Source organism: Brevibacillus brevis (genome assembly GCF_031583145.1).
Taxonomy (GTDB): domain Bacteria; phylum Bacillota; class Bacilli; order Brevibacillales; family Brevibacillaceae; genus Brevibacillus; species Brevibacillus brevis_E.
The window spans coordinates 4,904,552-4,924,677 of the sequence record NZ_CP134050.1; the positions used below are offsets into that span (position 1 = coordinate 4,904,552).

17 protein-coding genes are annotated in these 20,126 nt (G+C 55.7%); 4 read left to right on the forward strand and 13 right to left on the reverse strand.

Annotated features, from left to right (window positions below; all coding sequences use genetic code 11):
* Window positions 1-113: 113 nt before the first annotated feature.
* Window positions 114-1,427, reverse strand: a complete 1,314-nt coding sequence (locus RGB73_RS24400) for an MFS transporter (RefSeq protein WP_310765374.1) — start codon at window positions 1,425-1,427, stop codon at window positions 114-116.
* A gap of 422 nt (window positions 1,428-1,849) precedes the next feature.
* Between RGB73_RS24400 and RGB73_RS24405 the strand changes: the two genes are divergently transcribed.
* Window positions 1,850-2,986, forward strand: coding sequence for an N-acetylmuramoyl-L-alanine amidase family protein (locus RGB73_RS24405; protein WP_310765375.1), 1,137 nt, complete (start codon window positions 1,850-1,852; stop codon window positions 2,984-2,986).
* A 21-nt stretch (window positions 2,987-3,007) separates the two neighbouring features.
* On the opposite strand, the gene RGB73_RS24410 is transcribed toward RGB73_RS24405, so the two are convergent.
* From RGB73_RS24410 to RGB73_RS24415, 3 genes are all read right to left on the reverse strand, one after another.
* Window positions 3,008-3,478 carry an ASCH domain-containing protein gene (locus RGB73_RS24410; RefSeq protein WP_310765377.1) on the reverse strand — a complete coding sequence of 157 codons (471 nt, stop codon included), beginning with the start codon at window positions 3,476-3,478 and terminating at the stop codon, window positions 3,008-3,010.
* A gap of 75 nt (window positions 3,479-3,553) precedes the next feature.
* Window positions 3,554-3,685 carry a DUF3885 domain-containing protein gene (locus RGB73_RS30685; RefSeq protein ID WP_396136137.1) on the reverse strand — a complete coding sequence of 44 codons (132 nt, stop codon included), beginning with the start codon at window positions 3,683-3,685 and terminating at the stop codon, window positions 3,554-3,556.
* 153 nt (window positions 3,686-3,838) lie between these two features.
* Window positions 3,839-4,312: a YbaK/EbsC family protein gene (locus RGB73_RS24415; RefSeq protein WP_310765379.1), complete on the reverse strand. Its 474-nt coding sequence runs from the start codon at window positions 4,310-4,312 to the stop codon at window positions 3,839-3,841.
* Window positions 4,313-4,644: 332 nt separating this feature from the next.
* Between RGB73_RS24415 and RGB73_RS24420 the strand changes: the two genes are divergently transcribed.
* Window positions 4,645-5,232, forward strand: coding sequence for a hypothetical protein (locus RGB73_RS24420; RefSeq protein ID WP_310765381.1), 588 nt, complete (start codon window positions 4,645-4,647; stop codon window positions 5,230-5,232).
* A gap of 351 nt (window positions 5,233-5,583) precedes the next feature.
* Here the strand turns inward: RGB73_RS24420 and RGB73_RS24425 are convergent, their stop codons facing one another.
* From RGB73_RS24425 to RGB73_RS24445, 5 genes are all read right to left on the reverse strand, one after another.
* Window positions 5,584-6,693 (reverse strand): mandelate racemase/muconate lactonizing enzyme family protein, encoded by a 1,110-nt coding sequence (locus tag RGB73_RS24425; protein WP_310765382.1) that lies wholly within the window; start codon window positions 6,691-6,693, stop codon window positions 5,584-5,586.
* 82 nt (window positions 6,694-6,775) lie between these two features.
* Window positions 6,776-8,155: a YfcC family protein gene (locus RGB73_RS24430; RefSeq protein WP_310765384.1), complete on the reverse strand. Its 1,380-nt coding sequence runs from the start codon at window positions 8,153-8,155 to the stop codon at window positions 6,776-6,778.
* 101 nt (window positions 8,156-8,256) lie between these two features.
* On the reverse strand, window positions 8,257-9,558 hold the full coding sequence (locus tag RGB73_RS24435; protein WP_310765385.1) for a transcriptional regulator: 1,302 nt from the start codon (window positions 9,556-9,558) through the stop codon (window positions 8,257-8,259).
* Between the two features lie 89 nt (window positions 9,559-9,647).
* Complete coding sequence (locus tag RGB73_RS24440; RefSeq protein ID WP_310765387.1) at window positions 9,648-11,792, reverse strand: PAS domain S-box protein; 2,145 nt, start codon at window positions 11,790-11,792, stop codon at window positions 9,648-9,650.
* A gap of 223 nt (window positions 11,793-12,015) precedes the next feature.
* A complete protein-coding gene (locus tag RGB73_RS24445) occupies window positions 12,016-12,897 on the reverse strand; it encodes an alpha/beta fold hydrolase (protein WP_310765389.1) in 882 nt (293 codons plus the stop codon).
* Between the two features lie 196 nt (window positions 12,898-13,093).
* On the opposite strand from RGB73_RS24445, the gene RGB73_RS24450 reads away from it, so the two are divergent.
* Complete coding sequence (locus RGB73_RS24450) at window positions 13,094-14,062, forward strand: DUF4367 domain-containing protein (protein ID WP_310765391.1); 969 nt, start codon at window positions 13,094-13,096, stop codon at window positions 14,060-14,062.
* A gap of 116 nt (window positions 14,063-14,178) precedes the next feature.
* Here the strand turns inward: RGB73_RS24450 and RGB73_RS24455 are convergent, their stop codons facing one another.
* From RGB73_RS24455 to adhP, 4 genes are all read right to left on the reverse strand, one after another.
* Window positions 14,179-15,240 carry a tripartite tricarboxylate transporter substrate binding protein gene (locus RGB73_RS24455; RefSeq protein WP_310765393.1) on the reverse strand — a complete coding sequence of 354 codons (1,062 nt, stop codon included), beginning with the start codon at window positions 15,238-15,240 and terminating at the stop codon, window positions 14,179-14,181.
* 30 nt (window positions 15,241-15,270) lie between these two features.
* Complete coding sequence (locus RGB73_RS24460; protein ID WP_310765395.1) at window positions 15,271-16,788, reverse strand: tripartite tricarboxylate transporter permease; 1,518 nt, start codon at window positions 16,786-16,788, stop codon at window positions 15,271-15,273.
* A gap of 15 nt (window positions 16,789-16,803) precedes the next feature.
* Entirely contained in the window at window positions 16,804-17,286 is a 483-nt protein-coding gene (locus RGB73_RS24465) for a tripartite tricarboxylate transporter TctB family protein (RefSeq protein ID WP_310765397.1), read from the reverse strand.
* Window positions 17,287-17,709: 423 nt separating this feature from the next.
* Window positions 17,710-18,723 carry an alcohol dehydrogenase AdhP gene (gene adhP / locus RGB73_RS24470; protein ID WP_310765400.1) on the reverse strand — a complete coding sequence of 338 codons (1,014 nt, stop codon included), beginning with the start codon at window positions 18,721-18,723 and terminating at the stop codon, window positions 17,710-17,712.
* A 252-nt stretch (window positions 18,724-18,975) separates the two neighbouring features.
* Here adhP and RGB73_RS24475 point away from each other — a divergent pair, with 252 nt between their 5' ends.
* Window positions 18,976-20,124, forward strand: a complete 1,149-nt coding sequence (locus RGB73_RS24475; RefSeq protein WP_310765402.1) for an iron-containing alcohol dehydrogenase — start codon at window positions 18,976-18,978, stop codon at window positions 20,122-20,124.
* The last annotated feature ends 2 nt before the right edge of the window (window positions 20,125-20,126 follow it).

Genomic DNA, 20,126 nt, shown 5'->3' on the forward strand with positions numbered 1-20,126 from the left:
TGCTTTCCGTATCGTTCGATCTGTTTTCTTGGCGATGGTCCGCCGCTTCCGGACGGCTAGCGGCGGAGATGTGGATGTGCTTGCGGTTCTTGGCGAATCTCGGGCAAGTCCGCTTACTGCCGGGTCTCTTCAATCGGGTTTTTGACGATGAACCAGTAGCAAAGCGCCGCGCACCCTGCGATGATGCCCCCGGAAACGAAAGCCAGCAGGTAAGAGCCCGTCGAGTCCACGATCAGCCCGGCCACCACTGGCGAAAAGGCCCCGCCGAAATACCCGCCGAAGTTTTGGATGGAGCTCACCGAAGCGACCAGGGCGGGGGGTGCCACATCGCCCGCCAGCGCCCAGGCGCTCCCCGTGATCGCCGAAATAAAGGCGAGAGCAAGCGTAAGCAGTGTAAGCGTTGCCACAATTCCTTGCACAAACGGGATGAGGATGACCACGGCAGCCGCGCCGATCGCACAGATGGCGATCAGTCTTCGCTTCGCGTTGATCGGAGTGCAGTAGCCTCTATCCACCATTCGCTTGGTGAGGTAGCCCCCGAAAATATTGCCGCAGATGCCTCCGATCCACGGAATGCTTGCATAGATGCCTAGCTGGGCCATGGAAATGTGATGGACCTCGACCAGATAGAGCGGAAGAAAGACCAGAAAGATGTTCCAAATCCAGATGGTGCAAAAGAATCCGAGGATCATTCCCCACACGCTGCGGTACGTAAACAAGGTCCGCCACTTGATCCGGGTCTGCTGCAGCCCTTGCTCAGCCCCGGCTCCATCCGCTTGAATATACGTCCGCTCCTCCTCGGAGAGCTTGCGGCTGTTTTCCGGATTGCGGTAAAACAAAATGAAGAAGATGGCAAATACAATCCCGACGATTCCGGTAATGTAAAACAGCGCGCGCCAGCCAAAGCTGACCAAGAGCAGTACGAGGATCGGCGGAGCGATGGCCGGCCCCCATTTCGATGACGAGTCCCAGAACCCCGTCGCGAGGCCGCGCTCCTTTTTCGGAAACCAGCTCGAGGTGATCTTGGCCGCCGTCGGAAAGCACGGTGCCTCTCCGACCCCAAGCAGCAGCCTCGCCGCGATGAAGGATGACATCTTGTTGACCGCCCCTGTCATGAACGTGGCGACGCTCCACCAAATGACCGCGACGGAGTACACCTTTTTCGCGCCGAATCGATCAATCAGCCAGCCGGACGGCAGCTGCATCAACGCATACGACCAGGAGAAGACGGTCCCTAAAAGCCCGATGTCCGTTTTGCTCAGTCCCAGCTCTTTCATCATTTCCGGCGCTGCGATGGAAAGATTCGCGCGATCGAGGTAGTTGATGATGCCCCCGATCAACAGCCAGATGACGACGGTCCAGCGGTAATTCTTCTTCGTCTCCAAAGGAAGGCTTTCTTTTGGCGATGGTACCGACGGAGTGCTCATGGAAACATCCCTCTTTTCCTAGAGTGGTGATCCTTATTTTGTTTTACATTATAAAACTCAGTTTTATAATGTGGCTTGAAAAAAAGCTTTCCCTAGCGAATGGCTGAAAGCGTTGTCAATTGTATGAAGCTCAAATGCTGAAAAACAACGGCACCTACCTCCTTGTTTTATATTATAAAACTCAGTTCTGAAATAAATCGGTTTAGAAAGCGCACCTAAAGATGCGCTGTGAATATTCCGTTAATTCATTCTATTCTGTTAACCATTATACTAGCGGCTGACCGGAATCATGTCAACGAAAAAGTTTCCAGCATCTTCCCCTAATAGACCCAAGCGAAATTCAGGAAAAAATGCCCTATTCCAACGGACAGCGGTTCCCTATAATGGTCAGCAAAACGACAACAACTGTCTGAGGAGAAGCCATGAAGAAGATCGTACTCAAAACAGCCGTCATCGCAGCCTTGCTGCTGTCTGCTTCCTCTCCTTTTCCGAAGCAGGCGCACGCTTTGCCGGCAGGAAATGCCGTCGTGCTGGCCACATCCCTGAACGTCCGCAGCGAACCCGCGCAAAAGGCGAGCATCGTAGGTTCGCTCCCGTATGGCGCGGTTGTCTCCGTTTCCGGTGAGGCTTACGGCTGGGCGCAGATCAGCAGCGGCCAGACGAAGGGCTGGGTCGCCGGACAATACTTGAAGAAAACAAACGCTGCGGCCCGAAGCGGCCCTGCAGCCGCGCCCTCAGCCGGCAGCCAGGGAAGCGCCAAAAGCGGCCAGACGGGAACAGTCCTCGCAGATGCCCTCCGCATGCGGAGCGGCCCCGGATTGGATCAAGGGATTTTGCGCGTACTTCCTATGAATACCACTGTTGACATCATCAGTCAGCAAAACAGCTGGCTGCGCATTCGGACTTCCTCAGGTGAAACCGGGTGGGTTTCCGCCGAATATATCGGGAAGAAAAAGCAAGGGGCTACAGCCGCTTCGATAAGTACCAGTGGGGCGAAGCCAAAAGGAAAGCACGGTCTGCAGGGAAAGCTCATCGTCATTGACGCGGGACACGGTGGGAACGATGTAGGGGCGATCGGGACCAAATACGGCGTCCTGGAAAAAACGGTCAACCTGCAGACGGCATCGAGGCTCGCGGACCTGCTACGGCAAAAAGGCGCACGAGTCGTCATGACACGGACCGGGGATAAGCAAAATCCGGCCCTGCACGATCGGGTCGCTGTCAGCGAATCCCGCAATGCCGACGCATTCGTCAGCATCCATTACAACTCCTCCCCTAAAAATGTGAGCGGCACCTTGACGTTTTTCTATTCCGAACAAAAGGACATGCCGTTGGCCCGTGCCATTGAGGCCCATCTCGGGGAGCTCGGCGGGATGAATAGCAACGGCATTTCCTTCGGCAACTACCACGTCCTGAGGGAAAACGACCAGCCCGCGGTGCTTCTGGAGCTGGGGTTCCTGACCAACTCGAAGGACGAATCGCTCGCGCGGACAGCCGACTATCAGCGGCGTTCGGCCCAGGCGATCGCGGAAGGCCTCGCGGATTACTTTGGGGGATAGGCCAAAAAAAAAGCGCTTGGATTATTCCAGGCGCTTTTCCCTATTCTTCCCATCGACTAATTCGAAACGCTCACAAACCAGCAAGAGGTCTTCCGAAAATTCCATTCCGATGGTGCGCAATGCTTCCGTAAAAAATGTTTCGTGAGCTTCCTTCCAGTAGCGATACGAGCGATCTCCTTCGCCCTCCGCAATGGCAAATTCCTCTGGAACCTCGTTCATGGGCATGATTTTTACGTCGACCGTTTGAATGATCGCGACAGGCTCGTCCCTCCCGTTTAGAATGATGCTGTAGTCTCCAGCACAAGGCAGCGGCTCGTTTTCCCTCTCATAAAAAACGAATGCAGAACAAGTGGCCGTCTTCACTCCATCGATGACCAACTGGGCCAACTGGTCCGGATTCGCTCCGAATTGCCACGCACTTACCGATGTTGGCTTTTCTTTTCCTTGAGATTCCCAATATTCATTCCAATACGACTGTGCTGCCTGGTTCATGCTTTTCCCCCTCGTAAAATGAATTCCTTTTGCTTCATTGTTCCCGTCGATCGCTCCGCCATTTCGCCGGTTTGCTCATTTGCTTCCGAATACTTGATCGATTTTCTCCCTGTCATAATCCAGTATCCAGCTGTTGAATTTCGTGTACAAAGGCGCAAGCGCCCCACGGTGATTGGAAACGACATCCAAGCCCCGATCGTCGTACATGTGAAAAATGAGATTCTTGTACGGGGCTCAAGCGGGAGATCCGGAAACACATGCTGGAGATAGTTTTGTAGCTTCATAGGCAGCCTCTCCCATTCAGCTTTTCGTTGAAGAACATCTGTTTCTTTTGCGTTCGTCTATTGATCCGCATTGGCGTTATGTGACCGACATCACTCGTCCGCCAGTCATTTGGACGAGCTGGTCCGGCGTCAGCCGAAAGACAGCTTTGGGATGGCCTGCCGCTGCCCAGATGGTCTCGAATCGGAACAAGTCTTTATCCACGATCGTCTCGATCTTCTCCGTATGGCCGAGCGGCGCTACGCCGCCTATGACAAAGCCTGTGCGCTCGCGGACAAAATCCGCGTCGGCTTTTCCCAGCTTCTCCCCCAGCCTGGATGAAACGAGTTTTTCGTTCACCCGGTTCCCCCCGCTGGCCACGACGAGCAACGGACGATCATCCGCCAGCCGAAAGAGGATCGACTTGGCGATTTGCGCTACCTCGCAGCCGATCGCGTCGGCCGCCTCTTGTGCCGTCCGCGTGCTGTCCGGCAATTCTATCACCTTATTGGCATATCCGAGCTCGAGCAATTTCTGCTGAACTCGAAGGGCGCTTTCCTTAAGTGGGTTCATCCCTGCCATTCCTCCCTTCTCTTTCAAAAGCGTGAACGCTGAAGCTTCCTCCGTTCACTTTTTATACAAATAATCCCAAACCCAGTTTCCTACCATTTTCTCACTGGAAGCACCAAATAGCCAGTCCTTTGCGCAGGCAAGCTGTCAAGAGCCATGGCAACGAGCCTGTTGGGACGAGTAACCAGTACGATGCAACGCTTCGCCGGATTTCCATATAAAAGGGGGGAGTCCCACGAGGAAGTGGGGCACGCGAGGGTAGGTGATAGGAAAATTTCCAAAATAATGGAAACCCACTCTGGATTTTCTCTTCTAACTGACAGAGGTGATAGACGATGAAGAATCATCGATTTCGTCGGCAAGGATTCAGCCTGTTCATGGCTTTGCTCATTCTGATCTGTTCTCCTTCTCCTGCCACGGCTTGCAGCTGCAGCGTGGGCACCGCCACTGAAGAGCTGCAGAAAGCGAAAGCGGTCTTTTCGGGTACGGTGTCGGAACTGAGAGAAGGGGAAGAGGCTGTCGAGGCCGTATTGGATGTGAAGAGCACCTGGAAGGGCGAAGTGCAATCTACGCGCATCGTACATTCTCCATTCGGCAGCTGCCAGTATCCATTCGAGCTTGGGCCCACCTATCTCGTCTACGCCAAACAGCGGGACGACTCCTCGCCCTATGTCGTGCACGACTGCGGCAGAACCTCGCTTGTTTCCTCGGCCTATCCGGACATCCTGGAGCTGGAGTTCGGACCGAATGCGGCTAGGAGCATTCAGCTGATCCAGCTGCAATTCTATGCGTTGCACAAGCCGCTTTACCAGACACTGGAGAATTGGCATGAAAAGGTCAAGCGCTATCTACTTCTTCATCCGCATGTGGAAAAAGACTCAAAGCAGTACGGGTTTTATTCCGCACACTTTCCCGGGGAATGAAAAGCCAGGTACCAGGAAGTTGCTCTAGATACGCAGGGCCACGTGCATGGAGAGCTCCTCGGAGAAGTATGCTGGAACCGGCTGGAGGTGCACGATTTGTTTGTCAGCCAAGAACTTCGCCGTTCGGCTAATGGTACCCAGCCGATGGAAGCGGCCGAAAGCATGGCGCGTGAAAAGCGCTGGACTATTCTTCCAAGCCAGGCTTTGAGATTTACGGGGAACTGCAAAACGCAGGCGGGTTCACGCATTACTACTTGAAGAAAGACCTGGCGATGGTATGCTTGCAACCAACGAACAAAAAGAGCAAGAGGGCCCTGCTCCTCCTTGCTCTTTTCCCATTTGTCTTTCCTTTTAAGCGATGACAGCCGACATCTTCGCCAATTCAGCCAAAGTGTGATCGTCTACTTCCAGACCCAATCCGGGGCGCTCCGTCAGCCGGATTGCCTTGCCCTCGTACGGAAACGGGGCGACATCGCGAGAGAACATGAGCGGACCGACGAGCTCGTTGGAAATAATCGCTTTCTTGGCAGCCGACAAATGCGCTCCCGCTGCCGTCGCCACCGCGGATTCGACCATCGAGCCGACTTGGCATTCCAAACCGGCCATTTCCGCTTGCGCCACCAGCTTCAGTGCCGGGTAAATTCCCCCGCATTTCATCAGCTTGATGTTCAGCTTGTCCGCCGCCTGCTTGACGATGGTTTCCCGCATTTCGCGGTCGCCGTGTACGCCCTCGTCGATCATGACCGGAATGTGGATTTGCCTGCGAATCTCAGCCATCGCCGAGATGTCGTCCGCGATCACCGGCTGCTCGATCCAGTCGATGTTGCAGTCCTTCACCTGCTCCAGCACCCACATGCTGAGCGCCCGGTTTTTCCAGCCCTGATTCGCGTCGACACGCAGCTGCACATCTTCCCCGATCGCTTTTCGCACCGCGCGAATCCGCTCCACATCCAGCGCCGGATTGTTGCCTACCTTGATTTTGATGGTACTGTAGCCGTCTTGAAGCGCCTCGACCGCCTCCCGGGCCATCTCCTCGGGAGGCAGGATGCTGACGACGTACGGTACCGGCATGACTCCGCGGTAACGTCCCCCCAGCAGATTGTAGACGGGCTGGCCTGCCGCTTTGCCCATGATGTCGTAGCAAGCGATGTCGATCGCTGCCTTCGCGGAGGGGGCTCCATAGACCGTCGCTGCCATCCGCTCGTGAATGCGCTCGATTGCAAACGGATCCTCCCCGATCACGAGCGGCCCCAGCTGATGAACGAGCATGCTGTACGCGCTCTCCCAGGTCTCGCCTGTGACGTGCTGATCCGGCGTCGCTTCTCCGTAGCCCGCGATGCCTGTGTCGGTCTCGACCTTGACCAGCAAGGTAGGCATGTCGTCGTACGTTTCATACGCGACGATAAAGGGGCGAATCAGCGGGAGCCTGATCCCCCAGACCGTAATCGATGTGATTTTCACGCAAAAGTCCGCCTTTCCATCCACGTGTAAAATTTCGCGAGCGGGATCGCTCCTCCATGAGGTAGCTGCTGAACTCCATTCCTCATTGGTACCCGCTCAAATGTGCAATGGTGACGAACAACGCCCCCAGCAAGTAATGCCCGATGATCAACGGCATGATCCACTTCGCCCATTTGACCCACGAGACACCCGCCAAAGCGAGGCCCGCCATGAAATAACCGGATGTCGGCGTGAAGATGTTGGATATTCCGTCCCCGAGCTGAAACGCCAGCACGGCTGTCTGCCGCGTCACACCGACGAGATCTCCAAGAGGAGCCATGATCGGCATGGTGACGGCCGCCTGCCCGCTGCCCGACGGGATGATGTAGCTGATCAGACATTGGACGATGTACATCCCGATCGCAGTCAGGCCGGATGGAAGCGAGCCGACAGCGCCTGCCAGTCCGTACAAAATCGTGTCCATGATCTTGCCGTCCTGCAAAATAACCAGGATGCCGCGAGCGACCCCTACGACCAGGGCACCCATCACCAAGGTGCGGCAGCCCTCGATAAATGCTTCCGCGATGTCGCTTGGCGACAGCTTGCAGACGAGCCCCATCAGTACGCCCATCAACAGGAAGAGTCCGGCGATTTCCGTCAAATACCAGCCCAGCTTGGAGACGCCGACGGCCAGGGTGACCAGCGTCGCCAGCAGAATGGTCAGGACCAGCTTCTGTCTTCCGGTCAAGCCGGTGAACGCTTCCGCCGGAGCTGCCTTTTCTTTCATCGCCGCATCCGAATCGTAGGTGATGCTTTTCGTCGGATCTTTTTTCACCTTGTCAGCATAGCGCATGACGAACCAGATACTGACCCCGACAAACACGGCCCACATGACCAGTCGCAGCCCAAGCCCGGAGAACACGGGAATCTGCGCGATTCCCTGGGCGACGCCGACCGTAAACGGGTTCATGAAAGCCGAAGCGAAACCGGCCGACGTCCCGAGCAAAACGACCGCTGCACCTGTCATCGAGTCAAAGCCGAGGCGCAGCATCAGCGGAACGAGAATCGTAATGTACGGGATGGTCTCCTCTGCCAGCCCCAGCATGGCGCCGCCCAATGCAAAGAAGACCATGAGGACCGGGATGATCAGCTTTTCCCGCCCCGCCATCCGCCTGGAGATGCTCCCGACCGCCCCTTCGATGACGTTCGTCGAGCGCAGGATGCCGAATGAGCCTCCCACGATGAAAATGTAAAAAATAATGTCAGCCGACTGCTTCATTCCGGTGTAGATGGATTGAAACACATCCATAAACCCGGCTCTCTCCGCTTCGACGGCATGGTAGCTGCCATCCACGGCGATCATGCGGCCATTGGCGTCCTCCACCCGATCGTACTCCCCAGGCGTAACCACATACGTCGCCACGGCAGCCAGGAAGATGACAGAAAACAATATGACCAATACGTGCGGCACTCTTGAAGCCATGACAGACACCCCCTTCCAATATTTACCGACAAATGTCGTAATGTAGTCGTTAATTTATAAAAAATAATAAGGAGGTTTCCTGTCAGAGTCAAGGCAATTTTCTAAAAATTGATGCGATACACCGCCCGAGGTCTCCCTTGCTGGTACGGCTGTTCTTCTCCCACGCTTTCGACGAACCGATGGGTCATGAGCTTCTTTACGATGCGCTCTGCGCTTCTCCTGCTCAATTGCAAATACTCGGCCAGGTCTGTCGCTGTGAACCGGTTGTCGCGGCGCAGCTTGACGAAGCCGGACAGCTTGCTGAGCGTGGCCACGCTGACCCCGGTTTGCTCGGATACGCGCAAGAGCTCCCGATCCTCGCTTTTCAGACGATAGGCCTTGGTGCCTGTCCCGAGCGGACCGATCACCTCTTTTTCATTCGTCACCAAAAAAGCGCTGCTGCCCGCCTGCTTGCGAGCGTGGAACAAGCCGATCCGCGCGTGGGCTTCCGCCTCTTTCGCAGTCATGCCGAAGCCGAAGCCCATGCTGACGGTCACGCCGAAGAGGTGCTCCATCTTCCCCACGACCGGCATCCGGGAAAAACGGTCGGTCATCCGCTCGATGCTTCCCCGCGTCCCGTACAGGATAAACTGGTCCAGGCCGAGCTGTTGAATGGATGCGTCTGTCTCCTTGCCCAATTCCAGCAGCATCTGCTGCAGCATGATACCGGCATCCAGCCCGCCTTCCTCCTGCTCCCATTGATTGATCGCCGCGAGTCCTACCGCGATCTGCGCGTTTTCGCTGATCAACAGTTGGCCGTAATGCGCTGCTTTCGCGACAGTCTCCCGGATGCTCTTTTCCGGGACGATCATGTTGATGCAAGGCACTCCCTGGGCACGCAGCCGTTCGTAGACGTAATCCACGCTGGTCAATACCAGATTGCTGCGTCCGCTCTCGTAGTTTTCCAGGTGAAAACGGATGATCCTCTCCGGATCGAAGGGTGCTCCGTCCTCCTCGATAATCTGGCTGTAATCCGTCACGGACCATCCGGAGCTGTCCAATTGCCACTCTGCCACGGCTTGTTCCAGATACGCCTTCTTTGGGGTATCCACGGACAGTGCCCTCAGGCCCTCATTCCGGTTGAGCAGGATGTATCCCAGATTCAACGTCAGCGTGTACTCGTCTGAAGGAATGTACACGGATGGCTTGCTTCTTTTGGCGAGGGCCTTGGTACCGAAGAAGTAAGGAAGTGGTCCGGCAAACAATAGGACGTCGCACTCCTGGATTTGCTCTACCAGTGTGCCGCATTCCATCGGATTTCGATAAAGATATGTCGAAAATTTAAGATTGCTGAATTCTGCCGCATATGCCGTAATACGGGGGGCAAAATCCTCAGGCGTTATGACAGCTACCTGTGTCCACATGAATCCCATCGACCCTCCATCCGCTCTCCCGAAAAGCCAGCGAGTTTTCCTTTTTTGCGCAAAACCAAAATACAATAATTGGTAACCGTTTACATTCCATCAATCGGGAGAGATACCTTTACGGTCGTCCCTCTTCCTTGTTGGCTCTCGACCTCGAGCGTGCCTTTGTGATGCTGCACGATTTTTTGCGTGATCATCATGCCGAGACCTGTTCCTTTTTCTTTCGTCGTGAAAAAGGGCTCCCCGATCCGCTCCAGCTTTTCTTTGGAAATACCGCAGCCTTCATCCTGAAAGGCAATGAACAGGTGATGATGGTGCCGTCTGGTCGAGATCGTCAGCTTGCCGCCATCCTGCATCGCCTCGATCCCGTTTTTCATGATATTGACAAATACTTGCTTGAGCTGGTTTTCGTCGCAAAAAATGGGCGGAAGCGTCGGCTCCAAAGACAGCACCACCTCGACATTGCTCATGTTGGCCTGAGATTCCAGCAAGGTGACGACCTCATGCAGCACTTGATTGACGCTGCGCAGTTCGAAGCGCTCCGGCTTCGGCTTCGCCAGGACAAGCAGTTCGCCGGAGATCAGCTCGATCCGCTCCAGCTCTCCTTTCATGATGTCAAAATAGCTCTGGTTTGCATCGGGGAACTCGTGTTGCAGAAGCTGCGTAAATCCTTTTAAAGAAGTGAGAGGATTTCTCACTTCATGTGCCACTGCTGCCGCCAATTGCCCGACGGCCGCCAATTTGTCCGATTGCCTGAGGATTTCGTCCATTCGCTTTTGCTGGGACGTATCGCGGCTGATGGTGAAATAGCCGGTCACTTCATCACCCACGATAATCGGGATGTTATGCGTGTTCACCTCGAAGGACTGCCCGTTTTTATGAAGCAGCTGCTGCGATATCGTGAAGGGAACCGCTTCCCTGACAAGGGTATCCCAGATGACGCTGGTCTGCTCGGCTTCCTCCGGCCGAACCAACTGGCGGTAGGTCATTTGCTGCAGCTCCTCCCGCTTGTATCCCGTCATCCTCTCAAACGCCGGATTTACCTCGAGATAGGAGCCGTCCAAATTCATCGCCGCTACGCCGTCGGAATTGTAGGTCATCAGCGACTGATACCGTTTTTGGCTCTCGATCAGCAGCTGCTCCGTTCTTTTCTGCTCGGTGACATCCTGGATGACTCCGAACATTTTTCGCGATTCGGGTTGGTAATGGGCCAATTCTCTCTGTGAACGGACCACTCTCTCCTCGCCATCGGAGCGAATAATCCGGTATTCCAGACGGAGCGGATGGCCGTTTTCGGCTTTTTGCAGTTCCTGTTTCACCCGCTCCCGATCCTCGGGATGCACCTGCGCCATTATCCACTCCAGCGAGACAGGCCCCTGTGCGGGCTCCAGTCCAAAGATGCGAAACGTTTCCTCCGACCATTTCGACACCCTCGCCTGAAAGTCCACTTCCCAATAACCGATTCCGGCGATCCGCTGCGACTGGGCGAGCGCCTTTTCGCTCAGCCTCAGCGCCTGCTCCGTCTCCTTCTGCTTGGTGATGTCCTTGGCGATCCCGTACACTCCGACGATCGCACCGTCGACGATAATCGGCACGTGGGTAATCAGCAAGTCTACCGGTTCTCCGCTTTTCTTGAGGATCCTCGCCTCAAACCGTTGCGCTGTTCCCCGCGCCGCCTCTTCGAAAAAGTGGACGACCTTTGGCAAGTCTTCCGAAAAAACATGTGAGCGAAAATTTCTGTTTTGAAGCTCCGCCCTGGAGTAGCCGATGATTCTTTCCGTAGAAGGATTTACAGTCCTGTAATTGCCCTCGAGGTCCATCGCGTAGACCGCATCAGGATGCTGCAAAAAAAGCGAGCGGTAATACTGCTTCTCCACCGTCTCCTTTTGCCTTTGCTCGGTCACGTTGCGAAACAGTACAGCCAACCCTTCCAGAGTCGGGAAGGCTTTTACTTCGAACCACGTCTGCAGCTCGGAGGCATATTCGGCAAAGTTCACTTCTTTGTTGCTCTCCCAAGCCGCATGCAATTTTTTATAGAAGGCCGACTCGTTGTAGGCAGGAAAACGCTCATAGATGCTTTTTCCGATCAAATCTTCGCGATTGCAAAACAAAAGACGGCAGCCTTTTGTGTTCACAGAGATCACATTCCAATGGCGATCAAACGCTATGAACCCGTCGCTGATGTTTTCCAAAAATTGAAGCTCGAATCGTTCCCACATCTCTAACAGCGCCATGTTTACCCTCCATCGTTATTGCGTCCCTCAGATGCATTTACCTGGTGCTTGTATCCCGTATGGACTTCTGTGCGCCACAGGAAAATCCTCTTTCTCCTTCTCTCTATGTAAATCCGTACACAAAATCGCCATAAACTCCGTTGCTTCTGTTTTGTCCACGTACTCTTCCAGTCGAAAAAATAAAAAGAGACAGGAATCCATCTCTTTTTATTCCTGACTCCTTCTATTTCTTGGACCGTTCCATCAATTCTTTGATTGCATCAATCACGTAGTGAGGCTGTTCGCGCTGGATCGAATGCCCCGTTCCCTCTGTCAAAACATACTTGCTGTTGTCCGACAGATTGGCCAGCTCCCGTTGTCTTTCCTGCCAGAAGGACTCAAAGCCTTCCAGGTAGAAGGTAGCGTCCCATTTGCTATCGTCATCCGATTTTTCCGATACACGGGCCGGGGCAACCAAGACGGTCATCGGCACATGCTTCAAACTGGGTCGGGCTCTGTAAACTTCTTCGCCGCTCCTAAGGAAATCGTCCCAGTTTGCCCATTCCGGATGGGAATCCAAAGACTCCTTCATGATGGATGTGTATTCTGGTTTGGTGTAGGGGATGTACCCCTTCTCATCGAGGAAGCGGTCAGGGGTTCCGTCTACGACCACCAAACCTTGCACTTCATTCGGATACAGGTTTTGGAACATGCGGATGTAACGTCCTCCTATGGAATGCCCGACGAGGATATAAGGAGGTTTGACGTTTGCTTTTTTCAGCAGCTCGTGAAGGTCTTCCGCGATTCCGGCTGCGGTTCTCGGACGAAGGCTGCGATCGCTTTGCCCGAGTGCTCCACGATCATAAACAACCGTACGGGCGAATTTTTCCACTTCCGGTTGTACCAGATGCCAGGTCTCCGAATATTCGCCATACCCAGATTCGAAAATGATGGTCGGCTGACCTTTTTTCTGTTCGCCCTCCACGTCCAGGAACAGACTGTATCCGCCGAGGTCGATCTTCCCTTCTTTCACTTCCGGGGAAGCGAACGCAGGCGCTTCCATAGTGCCGATGGTTGCTGCGGTTGCAAGTGCGAGTGCGGCGAGTCCAGTCATCCATTTCTTCATTTGGTTCAAAAGCTCCTCTCCCGTATTTATCTGTACTGTACTGCCTATTTATCATATGGTAATTGTATACATTTTTTCAAGCATAAACCTATTTATCCGCTTGCTTCACCAACAAAATTGGAAAAGGGAGAAAGAAACCTCCTGTTCGCCGGGTAGGAAAGAGTGAAAAGGAAAACATTGGAGAGGTTGTGAGGATATGAATCGATTGTGGAAACGCTATGCCCTCCCTGCTGCTGCAGCTGCGGTGCTGACTGTTTCTTTGGGACTTGAAGCAACGCCGATGGCTGCTGCGGCCACTGAAGCCAAACAGGAGGCCCCTCGCCTGCTGACGCAGGAAAGTGCATCTGCGCAGGCCGGTTTTCCGGTAAAGCTGCCTTCCTACTTGCCGGCGGGCTATTATTTGTCCGATCTGGTGTACGTGAAAGACCTCGGCCAGGTCATCGGTACCTATTTGAGAAATGCGGGCGGCAAACCGGCCTATTTGCGAATCAAAAAAGGGGAGATTGCCAAGGAAGCGACCGGTTTGACAGAAGTGACGATCACAAAAGGAAAAGCGTATGCAGGCAAACGGCCGCAAGAGTACGGCGAAATGAATCTACTGCTGTGGGAAGAAGAGAAAGGGATTGTCTATCAATGGGCAAGCGGCCTCGCTGTTGATGAACTGAAAAAGATGGCTGAATCAGTCGGAGTGGGGACACCTCCTACGCCCCCCGATCAATACGAGGTCGAATCCGATACGAAAGAGATTACGGCAAAAGAAGCCGAAGAATGGCTGGGCTCTCCGCTTCCATTGCCTACGAAGCAGCCTTTGGGAGCTGTCATCTCATACCGCTACGTGAAGTCGGGGAAAGAGGAGACTGTGACCGTCAATTTCGAGAGTCCGACCAATCCGGAGGACCGCTTTTTCATCGACATCATGAAAGGCGACATACAGGAAAAGGTAGGGGAAGTTCCGCTCATTGACGGCAAAAACACGGTGAGAGAAATCAAGCTGGCAAACGGAATGACTGCGTATGCCTGCCAGTATAAGGCGTGGAGCGCTCAGGATCCAAACCTGACGGCACTTCAGGTGCTGTTCTGGGAGCCGAGCAAAGGCGTCATTTACAAAACGTTTGGCCTCAAGCCTATCGAAGAGTATGTGAAAATTGCAGAGTCGATGAAATAAACGTGTGGAAGGACGGCCCAGAAGCCGTCCTTTCTTCCTTTTCCGGAGCATTCGCCCTCCTGGCTGCTTCCAGAAATAAAGCTGCCGTTGCATGAACGGCAGCTTCGCTATCTTCCCTATTTCCGCATGTTCTTTTTCGTCGCCAGCTCGGTATAGGCATCCGTCTCCTGACCGACATCCCGGGTAAAGGCTGTGCTGTCTGCGTAGTCGGGCTCTACCTGGATGTCGGACAGCTTCTTGGCAAACGCCGGATCCTTCTCCATCTTGGCGATCGCGTCCTGCCATTTGGCGATGACGTAGTCCGGAGTCCCTTTCGCAAAAGAGACGCCGGTCCACCAGAAGACGGTCAGGCCTTTGACTCCCATCTCTTCCGCCGTCGGCACATCAGGCAGGAAGGGGCTCCTCTCCTCGCCCGCCACGGCGAGAATCCTCACTTTGCCAGCTTGCAGCATCGGCATGATTTCCCCTACGGTATGCACTGCCAGTACAGCATGGCCTCCCGCCACTTTGGGGACGGAATCGGCTGCACCTTTGGTCACGATCATTCGGGTCTTGGAAAAGTCGGCTCCGATCACGTCCAGCCACTGCGCCACGCCAAAGGCAGAGAAGCCTGCCGGCCCGACAGACGTCCAGGTCAGCTCTTCCGGATGGGCCTTCACCCACTGGGAAAACTCGGCGAAGTCTTTCCATGGCGCATCTGCTTTGACGGCGAACGCGAGCGTCCCCTTGCCGATTCGCGAGGTGTAGATCTGGTCTTCGTTTTTCACGGGTGGATTCGTCATCCCTGCTGTCAGCATCGTCGTGTTCGAGACGTTGACAGCGAGCGCCGTGTAGCCGTCCGATTTGGCCTGCTTCAAGGCGTATTCCGCGCCAACCGCTCCGCCTCCGCCCGCTTTGTTGACGACCACGATCGGCTGCCCCCATTCCTTGCTCAGGTAGTCGGCCGTCGCGCGCGCTACCAGGTCCACTCCGCCGCCTGCGGCAAAAGGCACGACCAATTCAATTTGCTTGGTCGGATAATCGGGTCCTCCCTTCGCCGCTGGTTCGCTTACCGTCTGTGCCGGTGCGGCCGGAGCCTGTTTGGCGGCCGGTGGCGCGTCTTTCGCTCCGCAAGCGCTGACCGAGATGGCCATCAAAAAAGACAGCATGACTGTCGTCCACTTCTTATCCACTTTCAATTCCGATTCCTCCTGTACATTCCAGCTGCGCTAGGCAACGTCCATCCCTCGCGCTCGTTCTTCCCTGACCCTTTGATTCGTCCGTCTATTCAGCAGGATGGAGACGACCAGCAACGCCGCGGCTGCGACCAGGATGGCGAGCGAAATCGGGCGCTCCCAGATGATTCCGATATGTCCCGAGCCCATCGCCATCGTCTGGATAAAGGACTCCTCCAGGAGCGGTCCCAAAATAAAGCACAGCACCAGCGGCACGACCGGCCATTTGTACTTGTGACACAAATATCCAAGCCCGCCAAATAGGAACGCGACTGCGACATCAAACATGCTGTTTCTCACGCTGTACGCCCCGATCGTGCAAAACAGCAAAATAATCGGAGCCATGATGCCGTAGGGGACTCGCGTCAGCTTCACCCATACCCAGACCAGCGGCAGATTCAGCACCAGCAGCATCGCATTGCCGACGAACATCGAGGCAATGACCGTCCAGACGAAGGGGGCGTGCTGTTCAAACAGCACCGGGCCCGGCGTGAGTCCGTAGATCATCAAACCCGCGAGCAGGATCGCCAGCGGCGGCGAGGAAGGAATCCCCAAGGAAAACAGCGGGATAAAGCCTGCGCTGCTCGTCGCGTTATTGGCAGCTTCCGGTGCCGCGACTCCCTCTATCGCTCCCTGCCCGAATTTCTCAGGGTGTCTGGATACTTTTTTTTCCAGATCGTACGCGAGGAAAGCGGTAATGGCGGCGGAGCAGCCCGGGAGCAGCCCGAGAAAGAAGCCGACCAGTCCGCCTCTGAGCATCGGGGCCGCGCTTTTTTTCAGATCCGTCTTTTGCGGATAGACGCTCCCCGGGCGGGTGATCGCCGTAGCTGCCCGTTTCTCCTCGATCCCCTTCAGGACCTCGGTTACGGCGAAAAGCCCGATGATGATGCTGATCATGTCAAAGCCCCCCACCAGCTGGGAGACGCCGTAATCAAATCGTGGCATGCCTGACGAGGGACCCAAGCCGACCAATGCCAGCGCATAGCCAAACGCTCCCATCAAAAACGACTTGATTAAGGAACCTCCCGACAGGCTGACCATCAAGGTGAGGGCCAGCAGCATGAGAGCGAAGTACTCGGGAGGCCCGAATTTGAGCGCCTGATCCGCGAGCACCGGGGCAAAAAAGACCAGCCCGATCACCCCCAGCACGCCGGCCGCGAAGGAAGCGATCGCGCAGATGCCGAGGGCTGGCCCGCCTCTTCCCTTCTTCGCAAGCGGATAGCCGTCCAAACAGGTAGGAACGGAAGAGAGCTCTCCCGGAATATTGAGCAGGATCGCGGTGGTCGAACCGCCGTACATGGCCCCGTAATAAATGCCCGCCAGCATGATGATGCCTTGCGTCGGCGCAAGCACTCCGGTCAAGGGAAGCAGAATCGCGATGGCCGATGTCGGTCCCAGTCCCGGCAACACGCCGACGAACGTCCCAACCAAAGCGCCAATCGCCGCCATGAGCAAATTTTCCGGCGACGCAGCGGAAGCGAAGCCGTCCAGCAGCAGTTGAATGGTATCCAACGCGCCTCCCTCCTTTCAGTCCAACAAAAATCCGGTCGGAAATGTGATTTGCAGCCAACCGATAAAAATTCCGTACAGTCCTCCCGTCAAAAGCACGGCTAGCAGGATGGCGGGCCCCAGCCGGTAGGAGCCGATCAGGCGAAACAGCAGGAAGGAAGCGATCAAGGTAGCCGGGAAATAACCCAGCGCTTCCAGCAGCCATGCGTAGAGGAACAGCACGCCCAGGCACAGCAGCAGCCGCGTCCTCTCCCCTGCTTCAGCGACAGGCTCGGCACCTATATCATCCGCCTCCGACAGTTTGGGGCGACACGATTGAACCAGCAGGACCAGACCAAGTACAATAAAAGAGATCCCCAGGAGGAACGGCAGGGTATGATCGCCTACGAACGCAGAGGCGGCATAGCTCGATAGCCGGTACGCTTCCAGACTTACGGCACAGCCCAGCGCCATGCACAGGAGCGCACCGATAAAATCAGGCAAATTACGCGGGCGTATCACTTCATCACCTCACCAGTCGGAAACTATCCACAGCCTATGGCACAAACGCCCATTGTGTGCGATTCCACTTGCGTACTTTCCGGCTGTTTTCATCCCCGAATTAGAAAACCTGGCTACGCCATGCCTTTTGGCGGAGCCGCGGTTGCCCTTATACTGGATAGGAATTTTATAAATTCCTATCTGTATCAAAAAACCGCGCGGATGCAGCATCCACGCGGTCGCTTTTGCCGTTTCCCTTTACGATTCTTTCAAAAGGCAGTCATTGGCACGGGAAACAAGCGCAGGCAAAAACTGCTTATCGGTTGTCAATCAGGTTATCCGCGGTGAACTGGATGCGTGCAATAGAAAAAAGCTGCCTTCACCGTCTTCCAAAAGAAGATCAGTGAACGGCAGCTTATCCTTTTCCTTACCTGGCGGGCCGCACTACTCCATCGTCAAAACGACGCGGCCGTTGATTTGCCCTTTTTCCATCCGCTCAAACACCTCGTTGATCTTGTCGAGCGGCTGCGTCTCGATAATCGCGCGAACCTTGCCGCGTGCCGCGAAGTCGAGCGCTTCCTGCATATCCTTGCGCGTGCCCACGATGGAGCCCTTGACGGTCACGCCATTGAGCACCGTATCGAAAATCGGGATCGGCAGCTCCGCATTCGGCAGGCCGACGACGACCAGCGAACCGCCGCGGCGAACCGATTTGTACGCCTGCTCAAACGCTTTTTTCGTGACGGCTACGCTGATCGCCCCGTGAACCCCGCCGACTTGCTCCGTGATGGCTTGCACCGGATCGACCTCGCTGCTGTTTACCGTGACGTCCGCGCCCAGCTCCCTGGCCAGCGCCAATTTTTCATTGTGGATATCGACCGCCACGACGTTGTACCCCATCGCTTTCGCGTATTGAAGGGCGACGTGGCCCAAGCCGCCGATGCCGTAGATGGCGACCCACTCGCCTGGCTTCACATTGGCTACCTTCAACGCTTTGTACGTCGTCACCCCTGCGCACAGGATCGGTGCGGCATCCACATCGCTCAGCTCTGCCGGGATTCGAGCCACGTAGGCCGCCGGCGCCACGCAGTATTCGGCGTAAGCCCCGTCCGCCGAGTAGCCTCCGTTCAGCTGCTTCTGGCAGAGCGTCTCCCAGCCGCTCAAGCAATAGTCACACTCGCCGCATGCGGAGAACAGCCACGGAATCCCGACACGATCGCCCAGCTTCAAGGAAGTGACGCCAGCCCCCAGTTTTTCGACCACCCCTACCCCTTCATGTCCGGGGATCAACGGGAGCTTCGGCTTGACGGGCCAGTCCCCGTGGGCGGCATGCAGGTCGGTGTGGCAGACCCCGCATGTCTTGACACGTACCAACACCTCGCCATGCCCCGGTTCGGGTACGGGCACTTCTTTTACCTCCAGTTTTTTCTGAAACTCGTTCACAACCGCTGCCTTCATCTCAACTTCCCCCTCTTTTCTTCGCTCGGCGCTGCCGATAATTTTGTGTACTGCCGTTTTCCTATAGCAATCGCCGTGCCAAACTGAAAGCGCTTTAATTTCCCGGGATCCGCCGTCCCCTTGCCAAAGACCGGCCGAAAATTCGGCCCGTTTTGCCAAAAGTACGGCTGCCGAGCCAACCTTCCGGCCAGAAAAGGGATTTGCTCCCCGGTTGCGGTATTACTAGGTGGAAGGAAAAAGGGGGACGAAGGCATGCAAATTTCCAAGTTCATGACACCGGAAATCATCTTTGGCAACCAGTCCATCGCCCAGATCGGGGAAAGCTTGCGCAGGCTGGGGGCGACCCGTGTCTTCCTGGTCAGCGATCCCGGCGTGGCCGACGCAGGCTGGGTGGAGCGAATCATGCGGTACCTCGATCAGCAAAAGCTCGACTACCATCTGTGGACCCATGTCACGGCCAATCCGAAGGACTATGAAATCCACGCCGGCGTGGCGGAATATCGAGCGCACGAGTGCAATGCGATTCTCGGCGTCGGCGGCGGAAGCGCGATCGACGCTGCCAAGGCAATCGCACTCCTCGGCACGAATGACGGCGACATTGTCAAATACGAGGGCGTAGACCACATCCGCCACCCCCTCCCCCCTATGGTCATGGTCCCGACCACGGCCGGCTCCGGCTCCGAGGTTTCGCAATTTTCCATCATCGTCGACAGCGCCCGCAAGGTGAAGATGGCGATCATCTCCAAGTCGCTGATTCCGGACATCGCGATCATCGATCCGCAGACGCTGATGACCAAAGATCGGCAGCTTACAGCCAACACCGGCATGGACGTCCTGACCCATGCCATCGAATCGTACATTTCGCTCGCCGCCACGCCCTTGACCGAGGTGCATTCCCTGCAGGCGATGCGGCTGATTGCCAAACACCTGCGGCCGTCTGTGGCCAGCCAGTACAACGCGGAAGCGAAACAGGCGATGGCGATGGCAAGCCTCCAGGCAGGGATCGCTTTTTCCAATGCAATCCTCGGCGCCGTCCACGCCATGTCCCATCAGCTCGGGGGCTTTCTGGACGCGCCGCACGGGGAAGTAAACGCCATCCTGCTGCCCCATGTGCTCGAATACAACTACATTGCCGCCCCCGAAAAGTACAGGCAGATCGCGGAGTGCCTGGGGGAGAACACCAGCGGCCTCAGCTCCCGGGATTCGTCCCGCCTGGCCATCAAAGCCGTAAAGGAGCTTGCCCGCGATCTGGACTGCCCCGAGTCGCTGTCCGACATCGGGCTCGTTCCCGAGCAAATCGAGCTCTTGAGCAGATCCGCCCTGCTCGACGTCTGCATGACCACCAATCCGCGCGACATGAGCGCCCAAGACGTAGCTACCCTTTTCCGCCAAGCCTTGTAGGA

Bases quoted from the DNA above. Each gene is read 5' to 3' on its own strand.
- RGB73_RS24410 (WP_310765377.1), bottom strand. From the start codon at position 3,478: ATGAACCAGGCAGCACAGTCGTATTGGAATGAATATTGGGAATCTCAA.
- RGB73_RS24445 (WP_310765389.1), bottom strand. From the start codon at position 12,897: ATGAAGAAATGGATGACTGGACTCGCCGCACTCGCACTTGCAACCGCA.
- RGB73_RS24405 (WP_310765375.1), top strand. From the start codon at position 1,850: ATGAAGAAGATCGTACTCAAAACAGCCGTCATCGCAGCCTTGCTGCTG.
- RGB73_RS24430 (WP_310765384.1), bottom strand. From the start codon at position 8,155: ATGGCTTCAAGAGTGCCGCACGTATTGGTCATATTGTTTTCTGTCATC.
- RGB73_RS24400 (WP_310765374.1), bottom strand. From the start codon at position 1,427: ATGAGCACTCCGTCGGTACCATCGCCAAAAGAAAGCCTTCCTTTGGAG.
- RGB73_RS24440 (WP_310765387.1), bottom strand. From the start codon at position 11,792: ATGGCGCTGTTAGAGATGTGGGAACGATTCGAGCTTCAATTTTTGGAA.
- RGB73_RS24420 (WP_310765381.1), top strand. From the start codon at position 4,645: ATGAAGAATCATCGATTTCGTCGGCAAGGATTCAGCCTGTTCATGGCT.
- adhP (WP_310765400.1), bottom strand. From the start codon at position 18,723: ATGAAGGCAGCGGTTGTGAACGAGTTTCAGAAAAAACTGGAGGTAAAA.
- RGB73_RS30685 (WP_396136137.1), bottom strand. From the start codon at position 3,685: ATGTACGACGATCGGGGCTTGGATGTCGTTTCCAATCACCGTGGGGCG.
- RGB73_RS24450 (WP_310765391.1), top strand. From the start codon at position 13,094: ATGAATCGATTGTGGAAACGCTATGCCCTCCCTGCTGCTGCAGCTGCG.
- RGB73_RS24415 (WP_310765379.1), bottom strand. From the start codon at position 4,312: ATGAACCCACTTAAGGAAAGCGCCCTTCGAGTTCAGCAGAAATTGCTC.
- RGB73_RS24475 (WP_310765402.1), top strand. From the start codon at position 18,976: ATGCAAATTTCCAAGTTCATGACACCGGAAATCATCTTTGGCAACCAG.
- RGB73_RS24435 (WP_310765385.1), bottom strand. From the start codon at position 9,558: ATGTGGACACAGGTAGCTGTCATAACGCCTGAGGATTTTGCCCCCCGT.